Genomic DNA, 19206 nt, shown 5'->3' on the forward strand with positions numbered 1-19206 from the left:
CAAACTCTTCAATTAAAAGTTCGATTTGCTTCAACAAGTGAAGCGGTGCTCAGAGATTACTTCGTAATAATTCAACTAAATGAATTACTGCTTGGTCACTCTAAGACTTGATATTTTTTGCCACCGAGGTGGCTGATATCGTCTTGTGAGTGCCCACACAGATTGTCTGATAAATTGTTAAAGAGCAGTGAGTTACGCGCTTTCGCTTGCTAACTCGAGGTGGCGTATATTACGCTTTCCTCATTCAGTGTCAACCGTTTATTTTATCCGGTTGCCGCTGCTTTTAATCTTTCCGACCCGGTCACTTCGTCATGTTGTTCACGTTGTTCCCTGTCGATGGAGCGGCATTATAGGGAGTTCTCAGCAGGCCGCAAGGGCTAATTTTAAGAAAAAACACCGTTTGCTGCATTACACAGCAAACCCACTGCTTATACCGTGTTTTGCACAGATTTATCCACAGAGGCGCAGGAATCTCAAATTTTGCGAGCGTCGCGCAATCGTTTTCGCTACAATTTCGCGCGTCAGTTTTCACTGCCCTTTAGGGGTAATAAATGAAAAGTCAGTCGCCGAAGGGAAGTTATCCAAGCTCAATCCCGCGTTTTTCTGCAAATTGCTCTATATAAAGAGAAGAAAAGCGTCATTGAATTCAGATAACGCTCTTTACTGCGACTCCAAAGCCAAGGATATAACCACCATGCAACAATCTCGTCCAATCCGCCGTGCCCTGCTCAGTGTTTCTGACAAAGCCGGTATCGTAGAATTCGCCCAGGCTCTGTCTTCGCGTGGCGTTGAATTACTTTCCACTGGCGGCACCGCCAGCCTGTTGGCGAAAGCCGGCCTGCCAGTCACTGAAGTCTCTGACTACACCGGCTTCCCGGAAATGATGGATGGACGCGTCAAAACCCTGCACCCGAAAGTTCACGGTGGCATCCTCGGTCGTCGCGGGAAAGATGATGAAATCATGGCACAACATTCCATTGCGCCAATCGACATGGTGGTCGTTAACCTTTATCCGTTCGCACAAACCGTCGCACGTCCAGATTGTTCACTGGAAGATGCGGTAGAAAACATTGATATCGGCGGCCCTACCATGGTTCGCTCGGCAGCGAAGAACCATAAAGATGTGGCGATCGTAGTAAAGAGCAGCGATTACGCTTCTATTATTGAAGAGATGGATGCCAACAACAGCTCGCTGACGCTGGCGACCCGTTTCAACCTGGCGATTAAAGCCTTTGAACACACCGCCTCTTACGACGGCATGATTGCTAACTACTTTGGCACGATGGTTCCGGCTTACCACGGTGATACTGAATCGGCTTCCGGCCAGTTCCCGCGCACACTGAATCTCAGCTATATAAAGAAACAAGATATGCGTTATGGCGAGAACAGCCATCAGAACGCTGCCTTCTATATAGAAGAGAACGTCAGCGAAGCTTCGGTTGCCACTTCTACCCAGCTGCAGGGCAAAGCACTTTCCTATAACAACATTGCGGATACCGATGCGGCTCTGGAATGTGTGAAAGAGTTTGCTGAACCGGCCTGCGTCATTGTCAAACACGCCAACCCTTGCGGCGTTGCTATCGGCGACAGCATACTGGCAGCTTATGAACGCGCCTATCAGACTGACCCGACCTCAGCTTTCGGCGGCATTATCGCCTTCAACCGTGAACTGGATGCTGAAACGGCAAAAGCGATCATCAGCCGTCAGTTTGTGGAAGTGATCATCGCACCATCGGTAAGTGCCGAGGCACTGACACTCACCGCCGCGAAACAAAACGTTCGTGTACTGACCTGCGGACAATGGGAAGGTCGCCAGAAAGCGCTCGACTTCAAACGTGTTAACGGCGGCCTGCTGGTTCAGGATCGCGATTTGGGTATGGTTGATACCGCTGATCTGCGTGTGGTATCCGAGCGCCAGCCGACAGAGCAGGAACTGACAGATGCCCTGTTCTGCTGGAAAGTCGCAAAATTCGTCAAATCCAACGCCATTGTGTATGCCCGAGACAAAATGACCATCGGTATCGGCGCAGGCCAGATGAGCCGCGTTTACTCCGCTAAAATTGCCGGTATTAAAGCCGCTGACGAAGGCCTGGAAGTAGCCGGTTCCGTAATGGCTTCTGATGCCTTCTTCCCGTTCCGCGACGGTATCGACGCTGCGGCAGCGGTAGGTATTACCTGTGTTATCCAGCCAGGCGGTTCTATCCGTGACGATGAAGTGATCGCCGCGGCTAACGAACACGGCATTGCAATGCTGTTCACCGACATGCGCCATTTCCGTCATTAATTTTCTTTTAGCGGGTGCGATGCGCCCGCTCACCCGGAGTCTTCGAATGAATATTTTAATTATCGGTAACGGCGGGCGTGAACATGCACTGGCATGGAAGGCATCGCAGTCACCTTTGGCTGATAAAGTCTTTGTTGCACCAGGCAACGCCGGTACCGCGCTGGAACCGTTACTGGAAAACGTTGATATCGCCGCAACGGATATCGCCGGTTTGGTGGCTTTCGCTAAAAGTAATGACATCGGGCTGACGATTGTCGGCCCTGAAGCGCCGCTGGTGATTGGCGTGGTTGATGCTTTCCGTGCAGCCGGTCTGAAAATTTTTGGCCCGACGCAGGAAGCCGCGCAACTGGAAGGTTCTAAAGCCTTCACTAAGGATTTTCTGGCTCGCCATAACATCCCAAGTGCCGATTATCAGAACTTCACCGAAATCGAACCCGCCCTGGCTTATCTGCGCAGCAAAGGCGCACCGATAGTCATCAAAGCCGATGGTCTGGCAGCAGGTAAAGGCGTCATTGTTGCGATGACGTTGAAAGAAGCGGAAGACGCCGTTCACGACATGCTGGCGGGAAATGCTTTCGGTGATGCAGGTCATCGCATTGTTATCGAGGAATTCCTCGATGGCGAAGAAGCCAGTTTCATCGTCATGGTCGACGGCAGCAATGTGTTACCGATGGCGACCAGTCAGGATCACAAACGCGTGGGTGACGGCGACAGCGGTCCGAACACGGGCGGCATGGGAGCCTATTCTCCGGCGCCGGTCGTAACCGATGAAATCCATCAACGCGTGATGGATCAGGTCATCTGGCCGACTGTTCGCGGTATGGCGGCGGAAAATAACACTTATACCGGTTTCCTGTATGCCGGTCTGATGATTTCAGCCGACGGCCAGCCGAAAGTGATCGAGTTCAACTGCCGTTTCGGCGATCCGGAAACTCAGCCGATCATGTTACGTCTGCGTTCTGATCTTGTGGATTTATGCCTGGCCGGTGCTGAAGGTCGTCTGGGTGATAAAACATCTGAGTGGGATCCGCGCCCGTCTCTGGGTGTCGTGCTCGCAGCCGGTGGCTATCCTGCTGATTATAAAACCGGAGACGTTATTCATGGCCTGCCGCTGGAAGAAGTGCCGGATGGTAAAGTCTTCCACGCCGGGACCCGTTTGCAGGATGAACGTGTGGTCACTAATGGCGGTCGCGTGTTATGTGTGACGGCATTGGGTAAAACGGTGGAAGCAGCCCAGGCACGCGCTTATGATTTAGCGAAAGACATTCATTGGGAAGGTAGTTTCTGCCGCAAAGACATCGGTTATCGCGCCATCGACCGCGAACGTAATCAGTAATTACATCTCACCCGACGATCAAAAAAGGCACGCTTCGGCGTAATGCCGGTCACTTAAGGAAATGAGGCCCGTGAATTTGGGCCTTCGATGAAGAAAAATAGCGCTATAAGCCTGATTCCTTCATTATCCTTTGAAGCACAAAAATGAATTTGTATTCATAAAAATGCTTAAGTGACCGGCATTACGCTTCGGCGTGCCTTTTCAATAGTGAAAACGGGATCAGAGATCAGACTCTTTTGGTTCCCATTTACAGAAATCTTCATTGGCGACCAGCAACAGTTCGTTGCCTTGCGGAGCCGTCAGCCAGGCTAAGCCCAGATTATCATTACTTCGGCTGGCCCGTTTCGCCAGCCAGACCTGTGAACGGACGGTCAGTGCCGGCGTCACCTGCTCGCCTGCGCAGGTCGTTATTAACCCTTTGCGCCAGCGTGCCTGGACCAGCCGGACATTCCCTGCCCGCAGCGCATTGCTCAGATCGAGGGTTTTTGACGCTTCATATTTATAGCGTTCGATTTCGTCTGACGATAACTTCTCGCGGCGCTCAGGGAGTTGTCGCTGCATAAAGCTAACGTTGCCACCCTCGTCAAAACGCAGCATGACACCCAAATCAGTTTTAGTCGCATGGGTTTCTTTAATCAGGTGCAATTGCCCCTGCTGGAATTCGTATCGGGTAATAATTGTATCGCCGCCGTAATAGGGGCTATAGACGTTGAGAATGGTTTGAGGCTCGTGCTGTGCGCTGTCTTCGCGCCAGAGCCGGTTGATACCTTGATCAGCGACATAGCCGCTGGCAAAGAATAACTCAGGGCCTTTTTTAGAACTGCAACCCACCAGACCGAGCACCAGTAAACCTGCTACCAGTCCGGGGGTGATAAACTGAAGGGCCTTAAAGGCCCCCCCGCTTATTCTTTTCACTGCAAGCAATTACTTAACAGCGTCTTTCAGAGCTTTACCAGAAACGAACGCAGGCACGTTTGCAGCTGCGATTTTGATTTCTTTACCAGTCTGTGGGTTACGACCAGTACGCTCGTTACGATGATTTACCTTGAAAGTCCCGAAACCAACTAATTGTACAGCATCACCTTCTTTCAGAGACTCGGTAATAGCAGACAGGGTAGATTCAAGAGCAACTTTGGCCTGTGCTTTGGAAAGATCAGCTTTGTCCGCAATTACATCAATCAGTTGAGTCTTGTTCATAAGTTATCCTTTACAGTGTGTTTATCGTTTGCAAAGCATCAAGTGCGACGGATATGCCGATTGACAGCACCCTCCTGCATACACGCACCGATAGCCACTTTTTTTACGCCCCCCAAATGTAGACCAGACAGGGTGCGGATGTGAAGCCTTAAGGCACGACAAATCAGGCGTTAAATCACGTTTTCTTGCCTTATTGCGCTAAATTTATGCCAATGTTACTGACAGCAGCTTCACGCAGGTCAGAACGTAACCCTTTTATTAATTCCAGGTCACGCTCCTCACAGTCAGCCAACAGGCGAAAAATCTCCCATTGGATGTCCCATTCTTCTTCAACGGCAGGAATGACTTTGAGTTCTTCATCGGTCATTTCTTTCCCGGCCTGAGTCATTTCCAGCATCGCGACAGTACGAATTGACGTCTCACTGACGGCAACCGCGTGAGACAGCGTTTCGCCACTCAGACGCGAATGAATCAGTTCGCCTAATGCAATACACGCATCAATGGCCGGATAAACCCCATAGATGTCGTAATCATCAGAAGAAGGCACCGCTTCCTCCAGTTTTTCGAGCTGTGAGTCAAAATTGACCTTGGCGTCTTTTACCACCAGCGTTTCCCAAATTAAATCCAGGATGCGGCGGTAAAGCTGTGGTTCGCCAAACCCGGTTTCCAGGCAAAATGCCTGATAGTTCGGATACATGCGTTCACACAAGCTCGCCATAAACGTCACGTGTTGCCAGCTTTCCAGCTTTTCGAGACGTAAATGAATTGGATTACGTAACATGAGTTGATCTCGTTAACTTTTCTGCGCGGGAGTTTACCTGAAATAAATCAATATCCCTATTCCTTGATTCCTAAAGATCATCACTCAACCGTTGCCAGCGTTGAAACGCCGCCCGGTTTGATGCCACGGCATCCGCCCAACGGGTAGGCTCCGGCAGACGATATTGCCTTATGCACTGTTCGACCCAATAAAACGATGAATCCATGCTGATACGATTACCGGGTGAGATGAATAATGGATTACAGCGTAGCTTGCTGCGCCACACCCAGCCAATCTGTTCATCCCCTTCGTACAGCGCCTGGCGGCTGTGTAGTTCATCGCCTAATGGCAGGAACTGACCGCATAGACGACTTTTCGCCACACCAATCGTCGGCACGTCGATCATCAGACCAAAGTGACTGGCAACGCCGAGACGGCGCGGATGCGCGATCCCTTGCCCGTCGACAAAAACCAAATCAGGCTGCAATGAGAGTTGCTGCCAGGCTTGCAGCAGTGCGGGAAGTTCGCGGAAGGAAAGGAAACCGGGAATGTATGGCATAACAGTGGGAATGCGGGCAATCTGATATTCCACAAGTTCCAGCGTTGGGTAGCGTAAAACAGCCACCGCCGCACGTGTCACCTCACCGCCCTGTTCGAAACCGACATCCACTCCCGCGATCAACGCGGGAGTGATAAATCCTGGCGGATCCTGCAGTTCGATCTGATCTGCGAGAATCCTTTGTTCTTCACGTAAAGCACGGGTATCGATCATACCGGGATTTCACTCGTGATATTGCCGGGACAGGCTATGCACCGCTTCCACAAAGGCACCCGCATTTTCCGGCGGGACATCCTGATGAATGCCGTGGCCCAGATTGAACACATGACCATTGCCTTTGCCGAAACCGGCCAGAATGGTCTCCACTTCCTGTTCTATACGCACTGGCGAGGCATACAACATTGAAGGATCCATGTTGCCCTGAATCGCGACTTTGTCACCCACACGACGGCGTGCATCGGCAATATCGGTGGTCCAGTCCAGACCCAGCGCATCGCACCCCGTTGCGGCCATCGCTTCCAGCCACTGACCACCGCCTTTGGTAAACAGAGTCACCGGCACACGACGTCCTTCGTTTTCACGGATCAGACCATCAACAATTTTGTGCATATAGTTCAGGGAGAATTCGCGGTAATCGCGAGGAGTCAACACGCCGCCCCAGGTGTCAAAAATCATCACAGACTGGGCGCCAGCTTTGATCTGTGCATTAAGGTAAAGAATGACGCTGTCTGCCACTTTATCGAGTAACAGATGCATAGTCGCCGGATCGGCGTACATCATCTTTTTGATTTTGGTGAAGGCTTTACTGCTGCCCCCTTCTACCATATACGTCGCCAGCGTCCACGGGCTGCCGGAGAAACCGATAAGCGGTACTTCACCTTGCAGGTTTTTACGGATGGTACGCACGGCATTCATGACATACCCGAGTTCCATTTCAGGATCCGGAACCGGCAGTTTTTCGACATCGGCACGATTCGTCAGTGGTGAAGAAAAACGCGGGCCTTCACCGGCTTCAAAATAGAGCCCCAGCCCCATCGCATCAGGAATGGTCAGGATGTCAGAGAACAGGATCGCCGCATCCAGCGGATAGCGACGAAGCGGCTGCAAAGTCACTTCACAGGCCAGCTCGGCATTCTTGCACAGCGACATAAAATCACCGGCTTCAGCGCGGGTTGCTTTGTACTCCGGCAAATAACGACCAGCCTGACGCATCATCCAGACCGGTGTAATGTCCACTGGCTGACGTAACAAAGCACGCAGGTAACGGTCGTTTTTCAACTCATTCATTCTTGCTCTTTCCTTCAGTATTCGGGCCGCCCGACAATCATCTGACAGCATTCTATCACGTAAAATCGCCTCTACTCTTCGTGTTCGGCACGACAAAGGGCAACGGTGTCTTCAATCAGGCGGCGCGCAATCGTCCCGGGCGGTGGCAACTGCGGCAATGCATCAAAGCGATACCAGTTCGCGTTAAGCAACTCTTTCGGGTCATGCTGTATGTCGCCACTGTCGTAATCCGCCATAAATGCCATCATCAGCGAATTGGGGAACGGCCAGGGCTGGGAACTGATGTAACGGACATTTTTCACCCGGATGTTACTTTCTTCCATCACTTCACGTGCCACAGTTTCTTCCAGCGTTTCTCCGACTTCCACGAAACCCGCCAGAACCGTGTGAATACCATTACGATGACGGACATGCTGCGCAAGCAAAATCTCATCTCCCTTACGGATAGCCACAATGATGCAGGGCGCAATCTGCGGATAATAGCGTTCGCGACAGTGCCCGCAGAGTGCAGCCCACTCGGTTTTGCTGACGTGCATTTCATGTCCGCAGTAACCGCAAAACTTGTGAGAACGGTAAAACTCTGACAACTGCACACCACGCCCGACCAACTGGAATAATCCGCGATCTTGATCCAGCAACTGACGGGCAGAAACCATATGGTTTGGCATCGTCTGACGAACCAGCCAGACAGGTTCGCCCTGCCATTCGCCGATCTGCCGCGCTGTTTTACCGGTCAGAGAAAATTGTGCGGCGCTGCCAAACGGCAGTTCACCCTCAGGCAGCCATAGCTTGCCTTCCTGGCTGATGATCCACCAACCGTTGTGTTGCTCAGTAATCTGTAATTCCATAATTGTTGTTGCATAACCTCGTCGGGACTGACAATCTGAGTAAGATATTTACATATTAGTAACTTTTGGTTACTTTTTTTGTCGCTCACGGAGTCAACCATGCTAAATCGTCTGGAAAGACTGACCCAACGCGTTGGTGGCAGTAATGAGTTAGTGGATCAATGGCTGCACGCACGCAAAGAACTGCTGGTTTCGTACTGCACTTTCGTCGGTCTGAAACCCAATAAAGAAAAACATACACCTTTGAATGAAAAGGCGCTGGACAGTTTTTGCCATCATCTGGTCGACTATCTTTCTGCCGGGCATTTTCATCTCTATCCACGCATCATTGAAGAAGTCGATGGCGCAGGCAGCCCGAAAAAAGTACAGGCGGCAAAAATCTACCCTGCTCTGGAGCTGAATACTGAAGCTATCATGGCTTTCCATGACAGTTACACAGAAACTGATATTGACGATGACAATGCTTTCGCCTTTCACTATGCATTATCGGATATCGGTGAGGCATTAGATGCCCGTTTTCAACTGGAAGATCAATTAATTATCATGGCTTTTGAGCCAGCCCCGGAGAGTGTGCCACCTTCGGAAAATGAACCTGATCTCGCCAGACCGGCTTAACACGTTGCCACAATAAAACCCTGCTCAGGGTTATGGTTTTACTTGTAGTTTAAAAAAACGCCTCCTATATTGAGGCTTCTTGTCGGAGTGCCTAGCGCATAATTTTCTGTTGAGAATTACGCCAGGCTGAGACCGTTAATTCGGGATCCGCGGAACCTGATCGGGTTAGTACCCGCGAAGGGAACAAGAGTAATGTTATGCGTTCAGCGCAATCAGGCATCTGCCTGCATAAGGCCGCCCGTGCTGCACCGCCCATTTTTACTCCTGCCGTAAACCTCCTGACAAGCAATTTTCCATCACGTTTTTTTGCGAGGAATTTGCTATGTCGAGTACCCAAAAACCCGTTATTTCTGAAAAGAAACCGTCAAATCGCCGTGAACAACGCGCGCAGGCACAATCGTTTATCGACAGCTTGCAGGGCGAAGCTTTCCCCAACTCCCGGCGTATTTATCTTGAAGCTGACCGCGAAGATATCCGCGTGCCGATGCGTGAAATCCAGCTCAGCCCGACGCTGGTCGGCGGCGGCAAAGACAATCCGCAGTTCGAAGAAAACGAAGCAATTCCTGTTTACGACACCGCCGGACCTTACGGTGATCCGGCGGCAGTTATCGACGTGCATACCGGTCTGGGAAAATTACGCGCCCGCTGGATAAACGAGCGTGCGGACACGCAGGAACTTTCACAGGTCAGTTCCGGTTTTACTCAGCAGCGGCTGGCGGATGACGGGCTGGACCACCTCCGCTTCGAACACCTGCCGCGCCCGCGCAAAGCCATTGCGGGTAAAAATGTCACGCAACTGCATTACGCCCGCAAAGGCATCATCACACCTGAGATGGAATTTATCGCCATTCGCGAAAATATGGGGCGTGAACGGATCCGCGGCGAGGTTCTGCGCCAGCAACATCCCGGCGAAAGCTTTGGCGCGCATCTGCCCGCCAGTATCACTGCAGAGTTTGTGCGACAGGAAGTGGCAGCCGGGCGCGCGATTATTCCCGCCAACATTAACCACCCTGAATCAGAGCCGATGATCATCGGGCGTAATTTCCTGGTGAAAGTGAACGCTAATATCGGCAACTCGGCGGTGACATCTTCCATCGAAGAAGAAGTGGAGAAACTGGTGTGGTCGACACGCTGGGGCGCGGACACCGTAATGGATCTCTCCACCGGACGTTATATACATGAAACCCGTGAATGGATCCTGCGTAACAGTCCGGTACCGATCGGCACCGTGCCGATTTATCAGGCCCTGGAAAAAGTGAACGGTGTGGCCGAAGATCTGAACTGGGAAATATTCCGCGATACATTGCTTGAACAGGCCGAGCAAGGCGTCGATTACTTCACCATTCACGCCGGTGTGTTGCTGCGTTATGTGCCGATGACCGCCAAACGCCTGACCGGGATCGTGTCGCGCGGCGGTTCGATCATGGCGAAATGGTGTCTGTCACATCATCGCGAAAGCTTCCTGTTTGAGCATTTCCGCAAGATCTGTGAAATCTGCGCCGCCTATGATGTCTCGCTTTCATTGGGCGACGGCCTGCGTCCGGGTTCGATTCAGGATGCCAATGACGAAGCACAATTCGCCGAATTACGCACGCTGGGCGAACTGACCAAAATTGCCTGGGAATACGATGTTCAGGTGATGATCGAAGGTCCGGGACATGTGCCGATGCAGATGATCCGCCGCAACATGACCGAAGAACTCGAGCATTGTCACGAAGCCCCGTTCTATACCCTTGGTCCGCTGACTACCGATATCGCGCCGGGTTACGATCACTTTACGTCCGGTATTGGCGCCGCGATGATTGGCTGGTTTGGCTGCGCCATGCTCTGTTATGTCACGCCGAAAGAGCATCTGGGCCTGCCGAACAAAGAAGACGTTAAGCAGGGTTTGATTACCTACAAAATCGCAGCACATGCTGCCGATTTAGCTAAAGGCCATCCCGGTGCCCAAATCCGCGATAACGCCATGTCAAAAGCGCGTTTCGAATTCCGCTGGGAAGATCAGTTTAATCTGGCTCTCGATCCGGCAACGGCACGCGCCTACCACGATGAAACGCTGCCGCAGGAATCCGGCAAAGTTGCACACTTCTGCTCGATGTGTGGCCCGAAATTCTGCTCGATGAAAATCACTCAGGAAGTTCGCGATTACGCCGCTGCGCTTGAAGCCAAAGCCCAGCCAATAGAACTCGTTGAATCCGGTATGGCGCAGATGTCTGCCGAATTCCGTTCGCGCGGCGGTGAGCTTTATCACCCGGCCGATAACCTCAGTTCGGAGAGCAGCAAATGAATCCGTCCTCTCAATCCTTTCCTGCCGTTCCATTCCACCTCGGTTTATATCCGGTCGTTGATACCGTGGAATGGATTGCCCGTCTGCTGGACGCGGGCGTTAAAACACTGCAACTGCGTGTGAAAGATTTGCCTGATGAGCAAGCCGAGCCAGCAATTATTGATGCCATCGCGCTCGGTAAAAAATATCAGGCCCGGTTATTCATCAACGATTACTGGCGTCTGGCGGTCAAGCATCAGGCGTATGGGGTGCATTTGGGTCAGGAAGATCTGGATACTGCCGATCTTGAGGCTATCCGTCAGGCCGGCTTACGGCTGGGCGTTTCCACGCATGACGATGCTGAAATGGCACGCGCTGTCGCGGTGAATCCTTCGTACATCGCCCTCGGCCATATCTTCCCGACGCAGACCAAAGATATGCCTTCGGCGCCGCAAGGGCTGGCAGAACTCACCCGACATGTTAAGAAGCTCGATGGCAGCTTTCCGACGGTGGCCATTGGTGGGATCAGCATCGACCGCGCGGCGTCGGTTCTCGACTGCGGCGTCGGCAGTATAGCCGTCGTCAGTGCCATTACTCAGGCGGCGGACTGGCGTGCAGCGACGGCACAACTGCTGGCCTTATGCGCCAGCAAGGTGCCGCAAGATGCTTAACGATGCGGCTTTTATGCGCTACAGCCGCCAGTTGATGCTGGAGGAATTCGGTCCACTGGCACAGGAAAAATTACAGGCGGCGAAAGTACTGATTGTCGGCCTTGGTGGCCTCGGCTCTCCCGCAGCCTTGTACCTGGCAGCAGCAGGCGTAGGTAAGCTGATTCTGGCCGATGACGATCAATTGCATATCACCAATCTTCAGCGGCAAATCCTCTACCGTACGGCAGATCTCGATCAGCCCAAAGCCGTTCTGGCAAAGCGTGAACTGCTGCGCCTGAATCCGCTTTGCGAAGCGGTGGCCATCACGGAACGTCTGTCGGGAGAAGCATTGACCCGTGCCGTATCGGACGCCGATATCGTTCTGGATTGCAGCGATAACATGGAAACCCGGCATGCAGTTAATAAAGTTTGTGTGGATGCCGGTAAAACCTTGATCAGCGGCAGCGCCGTCGGATTCAGCGGACAACTTCTGGTTATTGAAGCCCCTTACGCTCACGGTTGTTACGCCTGTTTATATCCGGATCAGGAAACCGTACAGCGCAACTGCCGTACATCCGGCGTGCTCGGCCCGGTGGTCGGTACCATCGGTACATTGCAGGCACTGGAAGCGCTGAAGATTCTGGCTGGTCTGCCTTCTGTACTGAGCGGCAAATTACGTCTGTTCGATGGAAAAACGCAAAACTGGCGTTCACTGCAACTCACGCGTTCATCTGCCTGTGCCATCTGCGGAGGCCACGTGTGAACATTCTGGTCAATGATGAACCACACCAATTCAGTCAACCGCTCACGTTACTAAACCTGCTCAATTTGCTGGCGTTAAACCCTGCAGGCAGCGCACTGGCGGTTAACCAGGTCATTATCCCCCGTGATAACTGGCCAGCTCATTTACTGGAAGACGGTGATGAGATCTTGCTCTTTCAGGCGATAGCCGGAGGCTGACATGTTAAAAATTGCTGATACCACATTCACGTCGCACCTTTTTACCGGAACAGGAAAATTCGCCAGTCCGGCGTTGATGCAACAGGCGCTTGAAGCATCTGGCTCTCAGCTGGTGACTATGGCGATGAAACGCATCGATCTGCGTCGCGGAGGTGATGATATTCTGTCTCCTCTGCAACAGCTCGGCATCCGTTTGCTGCCCAATACATCGGGCGCTAAAACAGCTGAAGAGGCAGTATTTGCCGCACAACTGGCAAGAGAAGCACTGGGCACAAACTGGGTGAAACTTGAAATTCATCCCGACGTAAAATATCTGCTGCCCGATGCCGTTGAAACATTGAAAGCCGCAGAGATTCTGGTGAAACAGGGATTTGTTGTTTTGCCGTATTGCAGCGCAGATCCGGTGCTGTGTAAACGTCTGGAAGAAGCGGGCTGCGCCGCCGTCATGCCGCTGGGTGCGCCGATCGGTTCCAATCAGGGGCTGCAAACCCGTGATTTTCTGCAAATCATCATCGAGCAGGCTCGCATTCCGGTCGTTGTTGATGCTGGCATTGGTGCACCAAGCCAGGCCGCTGAAGCGCTGGAAATGGGGGCCGATGCCGTGCTGGTCAATACGGCGATTGCTGTCGCAGGTGATCCGGTTGCTATGGCAACGGCATTCAGGCTGGCCGTTCAGGCCGGGATTATCACCCGTCAAAGCGGATTAGGCGGCAGACAACGACACGCCAGCGCATCCAGCCCGCTGACCGGTTTCCTCAATACCTCGCAGGTGTTGTCATGAATAACTTCACAGATGTGTGGTCAACGCTGGACTGGGATGATATTTCACTGCGTATCAATAGCAAAACATCCCGTGATGTCGAACAGGCGCTCAGCCGCAACAAAATCAGTCGTGAAGATTTCATGGCATTGATTTCTCCCGCCGCGCTGCCTTACCTGGAACCGATGGCGCAACGCGCGCAACAACTCACGCGCCAGCGATTCGGCAATACGGTGAATTTCTTCGCGCCATTGTATTTATCCAATCTTTGCGCCAACGAATGTACGTATTGCGGCTTTTCGATGAGCAATAAAATCAAACGTAAAACGCTGGACGAAGATGAAATCAGGCGGGAATGCGAAGCGCTGAATGCGCTGGGTTTCAAACATCTGTTGCTGGTCACCGGCGAACATAAGGGAAAGGTCGGCATGGACTATTTCCGCCGTCATTTCCCCGCGATCAGAAGCCATTTCGATTCACTGATGATTGAGGTTCAGCCGCTGCAACAGGAAGAATATGCTGAGCTGAAAACGCTGGGGCTGGATGGCGTGCTGGTTTATCAGGAAACCTATCACGCGCCTACCTATGCTTTGCATCATCTTCGCGGACAGAAACAGGATTTCTTCTGGCGGCTGGAAACACCAGACCGGCTCGGGCGTGCGGGAATCGACAAAATCGGTTTGGGGGCGCTGTTCGGACTTTCTGGCAACTGGAGGACTGACAGCTATATGGTGGCCGAACATTTGTTGTATCTGCAACAAACCTACTGGCAAAGTCGCTATTCGGTGGCGTTTCCAAGACTGCGACCTTGTACCGGTGGCATCGAACCGGCTTCCCTGCTGGAAGAAAATCAGCTGTTACAACTGATTTGCGCTTTCAGAATGCTCGCGCCGGATGTCGAGCTCTCACTGTCGACACGCGAATCCCCCTATTTCCGGGATCACGTTATTCCGCTGGCGATCAACACTGTCAGTGCAGGATCTAAAACACAGCCCGGTGGCTATGCCGATAATCATCCTGAACTTGAACAATTTGCACCGCACGACAACCGTTCACCTCAGCACGTAGCGAACGCATTGACCCGAGCCGGGCTGCAACCGGTCTGGAAAGACTGGGACAGTTTTTTGGGGCGCGTCTCGCAGGAAAATGTCGCCGGATGGCAAACAAGTAAACTCTCAGGAATGCAGATTCCATAAAGTAATTTTGCCCCTCGCACCAGCAGGCCAGGAGCATTAATGTGCTTTTGCCACTGCATATTCGCAACTGGCCGGCGCCACTCATCCCGGCGCTGCTTCCAAATAGCCGGAACAGGTTATCGTCCAGTTCCCTGTTCCGGCTCCTCTTTTCAGATCGTTTCAACTCGCACACTTCAGGCAAAAAAAAACCGCTCCCGAAGGAGCGGTTCTATGCGTTTCGACAGAAGACGATTAATCGTCGCTGTTACCGAAACCTGCGTTCAGCAGTTCAGCCAGGTTAGCCGTTGCTTCATCCGCGCTGACTTGCGGTACAACTGGCACTTCGCCTTGTGCTTTACGGCGTGCACGATCCTGGTGATAAGCGTAACCGGTACCGGCTGGGATCAGACGGCCAACGATAACGTTCTCTTTCAGGCCACGCAGTTCATCACGTTTACCCGCAACAGCGGCTTCGGTAAGAACGCGCGTGGTTTCCTGGAACGACGCTGCAGAGATGAAGGATTCGGTCGCCAAAGAGGCTTTGGTGATACCGAGCAGATCACGGGTAAAGGTCGCCGTGATTTTGCCTTCAGCTTCCAGCTGGCGGTTAGCGATTTTAACGCGGGACATTTCTGCCTGCTCGCCTTCCAGGAAGTCAGTGCCACCAGCGCTAACGATGGTGCCTTTACGCAACATCTGACGAACGATAACTTCGATGTGTTTATCGTTAATCTTAACGCCTTGCAGACGGTAAACTTCCTGCACTTCGTTGGTGATGTAGCGGGTAACCGCGTGAACACCACGTAAACGCAGAATGTCGTGCGGAGACTCAGGGCCGTCAGATACGACGTCACCACGTTCCACAACTTCGCCTTCGAACACGTTCAGCTGACGCCATTTAGGAATCATTTCTTCGTAAGCATCGCTGCCATCCAACGGAGAAATTACCAGACGACGTTTGCCTTTGGTTTCTTTACCGAAGGAGATGATCCCGCTGATTTCAGCAAGGATTGCAGGCTCTTTCGGACGACGTGCTTCGAACAGATCAGCAACGCGTGGCAGACCACCGGTGATGTCCTTGGTACCGCCGGATTCCTGAGGAATACGCGCCAGGGTGTCACCAGAGTGGATCTGAGTACCATCTTCCAGCTGAACAATCGCTTTACCTGGCAGGAAGTATTGAGCAGGCATATCAGTACCTGGGATCAATACGTCGTCGCCTTTAGCATCAACGATTTTCAGTGCAGGACGCAGATCTTTACCGCTACCGGTACGCTCTGCAGAGTCCAGAACCACCAGAGAAGACAAACCGGTCAGGTCGTCGGTCTGGCGGGTAATGGTCTGAGTATCCACCATGTCGGCAAAGCGAATGAAACCACTCACTTCACTGATAACTGGCATAGTATGCGGATCCCAGTTAGCCACGGTTTCGCCGCCGTTAACAGATGCGCCATCACCTTTGCCCATCACGGAACCGTAAGGCACTTTATAGCTTTCTTTGGTACGACCGAATTCGTCGATCAATTTCAGCTCAGTGTTACGGGAAGTGATAACCAGTTTGCCGTTAGAGTTGCTAACATGCTTGTGGTTGCTCAGCTTAATGGTACCGGTGTTCTTAACCTGAATGCTGGATTCTGCTGCCGCACGAGATGCCGCACCACCGATGTGGAACGTACGCATCGTCAGCTGGGTACCCGGCTCACCGATGGACTGTGCTGCAATAACACCGATCGCTTCACCTTTGTTGATGATGTGACCACGTGCCAGGTCGCGACCGTAGCAGTTTGCACACACACCAAAGTCGGTTTCGCAACTTACGACTGAACGTACTTTCACACTGTCGACAGAGTTCTCTTCTAACAGATCACACGTCTTCTCGTGAAGCAGGGTGTTACGTGGAACCAGGATATCCGCCGTACCCGGCTTGAGGATATCTTCTGCAGTCACACGACCCAGCACACGTTCGCGCAGTGGTTCTTTAACGTCGCCACCTTCGATGACAGGAGTCATCATGATGCCTTCGTGAGTACCACAGTCGTCTTCGGTCACGACCAGATCCTGTGCCACGTCAACCAGACGACGGGTCAGATAACCGGAGTTAGCCGTTTTCAGTGCGGTATCCGCCAAACCTTTACGAGCACCGTGAGTAGAGATGAAGTACTGGAGTACGTTCAGACCTTCACGGAAGTTCGCGGTGATTGGCGTTTCAATGATGGAACCATCTGGTTTCGCCATCAGGCCACGCATACCAGCCAGCTGACGAATCTGTGCAGCAGAACCACGCGCACCGGAGTCGGCCATCATAAAGATACTGTTGAAGGAAACCTGCTGTTCAACAACACCGTCACGGTTGACGACGTCTTCAACAGACAAGTTTTCCATCATTGCCTTAGCAACACGTTCGTTGGCCGCAGCCCAGATGTCGATCACTTTGTTATAGCGTTCGCCAGCAGTGACCAGACCAGACTGGAACTGTTCCTGGATTTCAGCAACTTCGGTTTCTGCTTCTTCGATGATCTCTGCTTTCTTCGCAGGGATTACCATGTCATCGATACCTACTGACGCGCCTGAACGGGCAGCGTAAGCAAAACCGGTGTACATGATCTGGTCAGCAAAAATAACGGTCGGCTTCAGGCCCAAAATGCGGTAACAGGTGTTCAGCATTTTGGAGATAGCTTTTTTGCCCAGAGGCTGGTTGACGATCGAGAACGGCAGACCTTTTGGCACGATCATCCACAGGATGGCGCGACCGACAGTCGTGTCGATAATCGACGTCTTGTGCGTAACTTCGCCTTCGGTATTTTTGATCTCTTCGGTGATACGCACTTTGACACGCGCATGCAGAGAGGCCAGACCGCCGCGATAAATACGCTCAGCTTCTTTAGGACCAGTCAGAACCATGCCTTCGCCTTTGGCGTTAACACAGTCACGGGTCATATAGTACAGACCCAATACAACGTCCTGAGAAGGAACGATGATTGGCTCGCCGTTCGCAGGTGACAGGATGTTGTTGGTAGACATCATCAACGCACGCGCTTCCAGCTGGGCTTCCAGCGTCAACGGTACGTGAACAGCCATCTGGTCACCATCGAAGTCGGCGTTATATGCCGCACAAACCAGCGGGTGCAGCTGGATTGCTTTACCTTCGATCAGAACCGGTTCAAACGCCTGGATGCCCAAACGGTGCAGGGTTGGTGCACGGTTCAGCAGTACCGGGTGTTCGCGGATAACTTCGTCCAGGATATCCCAAACGACAGCTTCTTCGCGCTCAACCATTTTCTTAGCGGCTTTGATGGTGGTGGCCAGGCCACGCAGTTCCAGCTTGCCGTAAATGAACGGTTTGAACAGTTCCAGTGCCATTTTCTTCGGCAGACCACACTGGTGCAGACGCAGGTATGGACCTACGGTGATAACGGAACGACCCGAGTAGTCGACACGTTTACCCAGCAGGTTCTGACGGAAACGACCCTGTTTACCTTTAATCATGTCTGCCAGAGATTTCAGCGGACGCTTGTTAGAGCCGGTGATTGCACGACCGCGACGGCCGTTATCCAGCAAAGCATCTACCGCTTCTTGCAGCATACGTTTTTCGTTACGTACGATGATGTCTGGCGCAGCCAGATCCAGCAGGCGTTTCAGACGGTTGTTACGGTTGATAACGCGACGATACAGATCGTTCAGATCTGACGTTGCGAAACGGCCGCCGTCCAACGGAACCAATGGACGCAAGTCTGGCGGCAGTACCGGCAGCACAGTCAGGATCATCCACTCTGGTTTGTTACCAGACTGAACGAACGCTTCCAGCAGCTTGATACGCTTGGTCAGCTTCTTACGTTTGGTTTCGGAGTTGGTTTCGTTCAACTCTTCACGCAGTTGCTCGCACTCTGCTTCCAGGTCCATGTTTTTCAACAGAGCCTGAATTGCTTCCGCACCCATCTTCGCGTCGAACTCATCACCAAACTCTTCCAACGCATCCAGATACTGCTCTTCAGTCAGGATCTGGCGTTTTTCGAGGTTAGTCATGCCGCCTTCGATAACCACATAGGATTCGAAGTACAGAACACGTTCGATGTCACGCAGTGGCATATCCAGCAGCAAACCGATGCGCGATGGCAGCGATTTCAGGAACCAGATGTGTGCAGTCGGGGAAGCCAGTTCGATGTGGCCCATACGCTCACGGCGTACTTTAGTCTGGGTCACTTCAACGCCGCACTTCTCGCAGATCACGCCGCGATGTTTTAAACGCTTGTACTTACCGCACAGGCATTCGTAGTCTTTTACTGGTCCGAAAATACGGGCACAGAAAAGGCCGTCACGTTCTGGTTTGAACGTACGGTAGTTAATGGTTTCTGGCTTCTTAACTTCACCAAAAGACCAAGAACGGATCATGTCTGGCGATGCCAGAGCAATTTTGATCGCATCAAACTCTTCGGTCTTAGTTTGCGCTTTCAGAAACTTTAGTAAGTCTTTCACGGATTGGCTCCCGTCGGGTTAGACCTGTTAGGCACC

Annotated in this window: 16 protein-coding genes and 1 riboswitch; of the genes, 9 read left to right on the top strand and 7 right to left on the bottom strand. The window is 52.3% G+C overall.

All coding sequences use genetic code 11. The features are described from left to right. Positions 1 to 694: 694 nt before the first annotated feature. Both purH and purD read left to right on the top strand, forming a co-directional pair. Entirely contained in the window at positions 695 to 2284 is a 1590-nt protein-coding gene (gene purH, locus LC431_RS25440) for a bifunctional phosphoribosylaminoimidazolecarboxamide formyltransferase/IMP cyclohydrolase (RefSeq protein ID WP_013577393.1), read from the top strand. 46 nt (positions 2285 to 2330) lie between these two features. After that, positions 2331 to 3620 (top strand): phosphoribosylamine--glycine ligase, encoded by a 1290-nt coding sequence (purD, locus tag LC431_RS25445; protein WP_112152632.1) that lies wholly within the window; start codon positions 2331 to 2333, stop codon positions 3618 to 3620. 219 nt (positions 3621 to 3839) lie between these two features. Here the strand turns inward: purD and LC431_RS25450 are convergent, their stop codons facing one another. The 6 genes from LC431_RS25450 to nudC all read right to left on the bottom strand — a co-directional run bounded on the left by LC431_RS25450 (position 3840) and on the right by nudC (position 8271). Further along, complete coding sequence (locus tag LC431_RS25450; protein ID WP_369794811.1) at positions 3840 to 4526, bottom strand: DUF1481 domain-containing protein; 687 nt, start codon at positions 4524 to 4526, stop codon at positions 3840 to 3842. Between the two features lie 18 nt (positions 4527 to 4544). After that, entirely contained in the window at positions 4545 to 4817 is a 273-nt protein-coding gene (hupA, locus tag LC431_RS25455; protein ID WP_013577396.1) for a nucleoid-associated protein HU-alpha, read from the bottom strand. Between the two features lie 190 nt (positions 4818 to 5007). Further along, positions 5008 to 5598, bottom strand: coding sequence for a YjaG family protein (locus tag LC431_RS25460; RefSeq protein ID WP_013577397.1), 591 nt, complete (start codon positions 5596 to 5598; stop codon positions 5008 to 5010). 70 nt (positions 5599 to 5668) lie between these two features. Further along, entirely contained in the window at positions 5669 to 6349 is a 681-nt protein-coding gene (gene nfi / locus LC431_RS25465; protein ID WP_013577398.1) for a deoxyribonuclease V, read from the bottom strand. Positions 6350 to 6358: 9 nt separating this feature from the next. Beyond that, on the bottom strand, positions 6359 to 7423 hold the full coding sequence (hemE, locus tag LC431_RS25470; RefSeq protein WP_013577399.1) for a uroporphyrinogen decarboxylase: 1065 nt from the start codon (positions 7421 to 7423) through the stop codon (positions 6359 to 6361). Positions 7424 to 7494: 71 nt separating this feature from the next. Continuing rightward, positions 7495 to 8271 carry an NAD(+) diphosphatase gene (nudC, locus tag LC431_RS25475; RefSeq protein ID WP_013577400.1) on the bottom strand — a complete coding sequence of 259 codons (777 nt, stop codon included), beginning with the start codon at positions 8269 to 8271 and terminating at the stop codon, positions 7495 to 7497. 99 nt (positions 8272 to 8370) lie between these two features. On the opposite strand from nudC, the gene LC431_RS25480 reads away from it, so the two are divergent. From LC431_RS25480 to thiH, 7 genes are all read left to right on the top strand, one after another. Beyond that, positions 8371 to 8886, top strand: a complete 516-nt coding sequence (locus LC431_RS25480; protein WP_013577401.1) for an Rsd/AlgQ family anti-sigma factor — start codon at positions 8371 to 8373, stop codon at positions 8884 to 8886. Positions 8887 to 8959: 73 nt separating this feature from the next. Further along, a riboswitch (TPP riboswitch) is annotated at positions 8960 to 9086 on the top strand. A 122-nt stretch (positions 9087 to 9208) separates the two neighbouring features. Continuing rightward, positions 9209 to 11173, top strand: coding sequence for a phosphomethylpyrimidine synthase ThiC (gene thiC, locus LC431_RS25485; RefSeq protein ID WP_153376798.1), 1965 nt, complete (start codon positions 9209 to 9211; stop codon positions 11171 to 11173). Continuing rightward, on the top strand, positions 11170 to 11823 hold the full coding sequence (gene thiE, locus LC431_RS25490) for a thiamine phosphate synthase (RefSeq protein WP_013577403.1): 654 nt from the start codon (positions 11170 to 11172) through the stop codon (positions 11821 to 11823). Before thiC ends, thiE begins: the two co-directional genes overlap by 4 nt. Beyond that, a complete protein-coding gene (locus LC431_RS25495; RefSeq protein WP_112197870.1) occupies positions 11816 to 12565 on the top strand; it encodes a HesA/MoeB/ThiF family protein in 750 nt (249 codons plus the stop codon). The genes thiE and LC431_RS25495 overlap by 8 nt, the downstream gene beginning before the upstream one ends. Beyond that, a complete protein-coding gene (thiS, locus tag LC431_RS25500; RefSeq protein WP_037035715.1) occupies positions 12562 to 12762 on the top strand; it encodes a sulfur carrier protein ThiS in 201 nt (66 codons plus the stop codon). The genes LC431_RS25495 and thiS overlap by 4 nt, the downstream gene beginning before the upstream one ends. Position 12763: 1 nt before the next feature. Next, positions 12764 to 13543: a thiazole synthase gene (locus LC431_RS25505; RefSeq protein WP_131638569.1), complete on the top strand. Its 780-nt coding sequence runs from the start codon at positions 12764 to 12766 to the stop codon at positions 13541 to 13543. Next, positions 13540 to 14718, top strand: coding sequence for a 2-iminoacetate synthase ThiH (thiH, locus tag LC431_RS25510; RefSeq protein ID WP_013577407.1), 1179 nt, complete (start codon positions 13540 to 13542; stop codon positions 14716 to 14718). The genes LC431_RS25505 and thiH overlap by 4 nt, the downstream gene beginning before the upstream one ends. A gap of 231 nt (positions 14719 to 14949) precedes the next feature. On the opposite strand, the gene rpoC is transcribed toward thiH, so the two are convergent. Next, entirely contained in the window at positions 14950 to 19170 is a 4221-nt protein-coding gene (rpoC, locus tag LC431_RS25515; RefSeq protein ID WP_013577408.1) for a DNA-directed RNA polymerase subunit beta', read from the bottom strand. Positions 19171 to 19206 lie beyond the last annotated feature (36 nt).

The sequence above is a fragment of the Rahnella sp. GSA61A genome (genome assembly GCF_019969905.1).
GTDB lineage: Bacteria > Pseudomonadota > Gammaproteobacteria > Enterobacterales > Enterobacteriaceae > Rahnella > Rahnella aceris.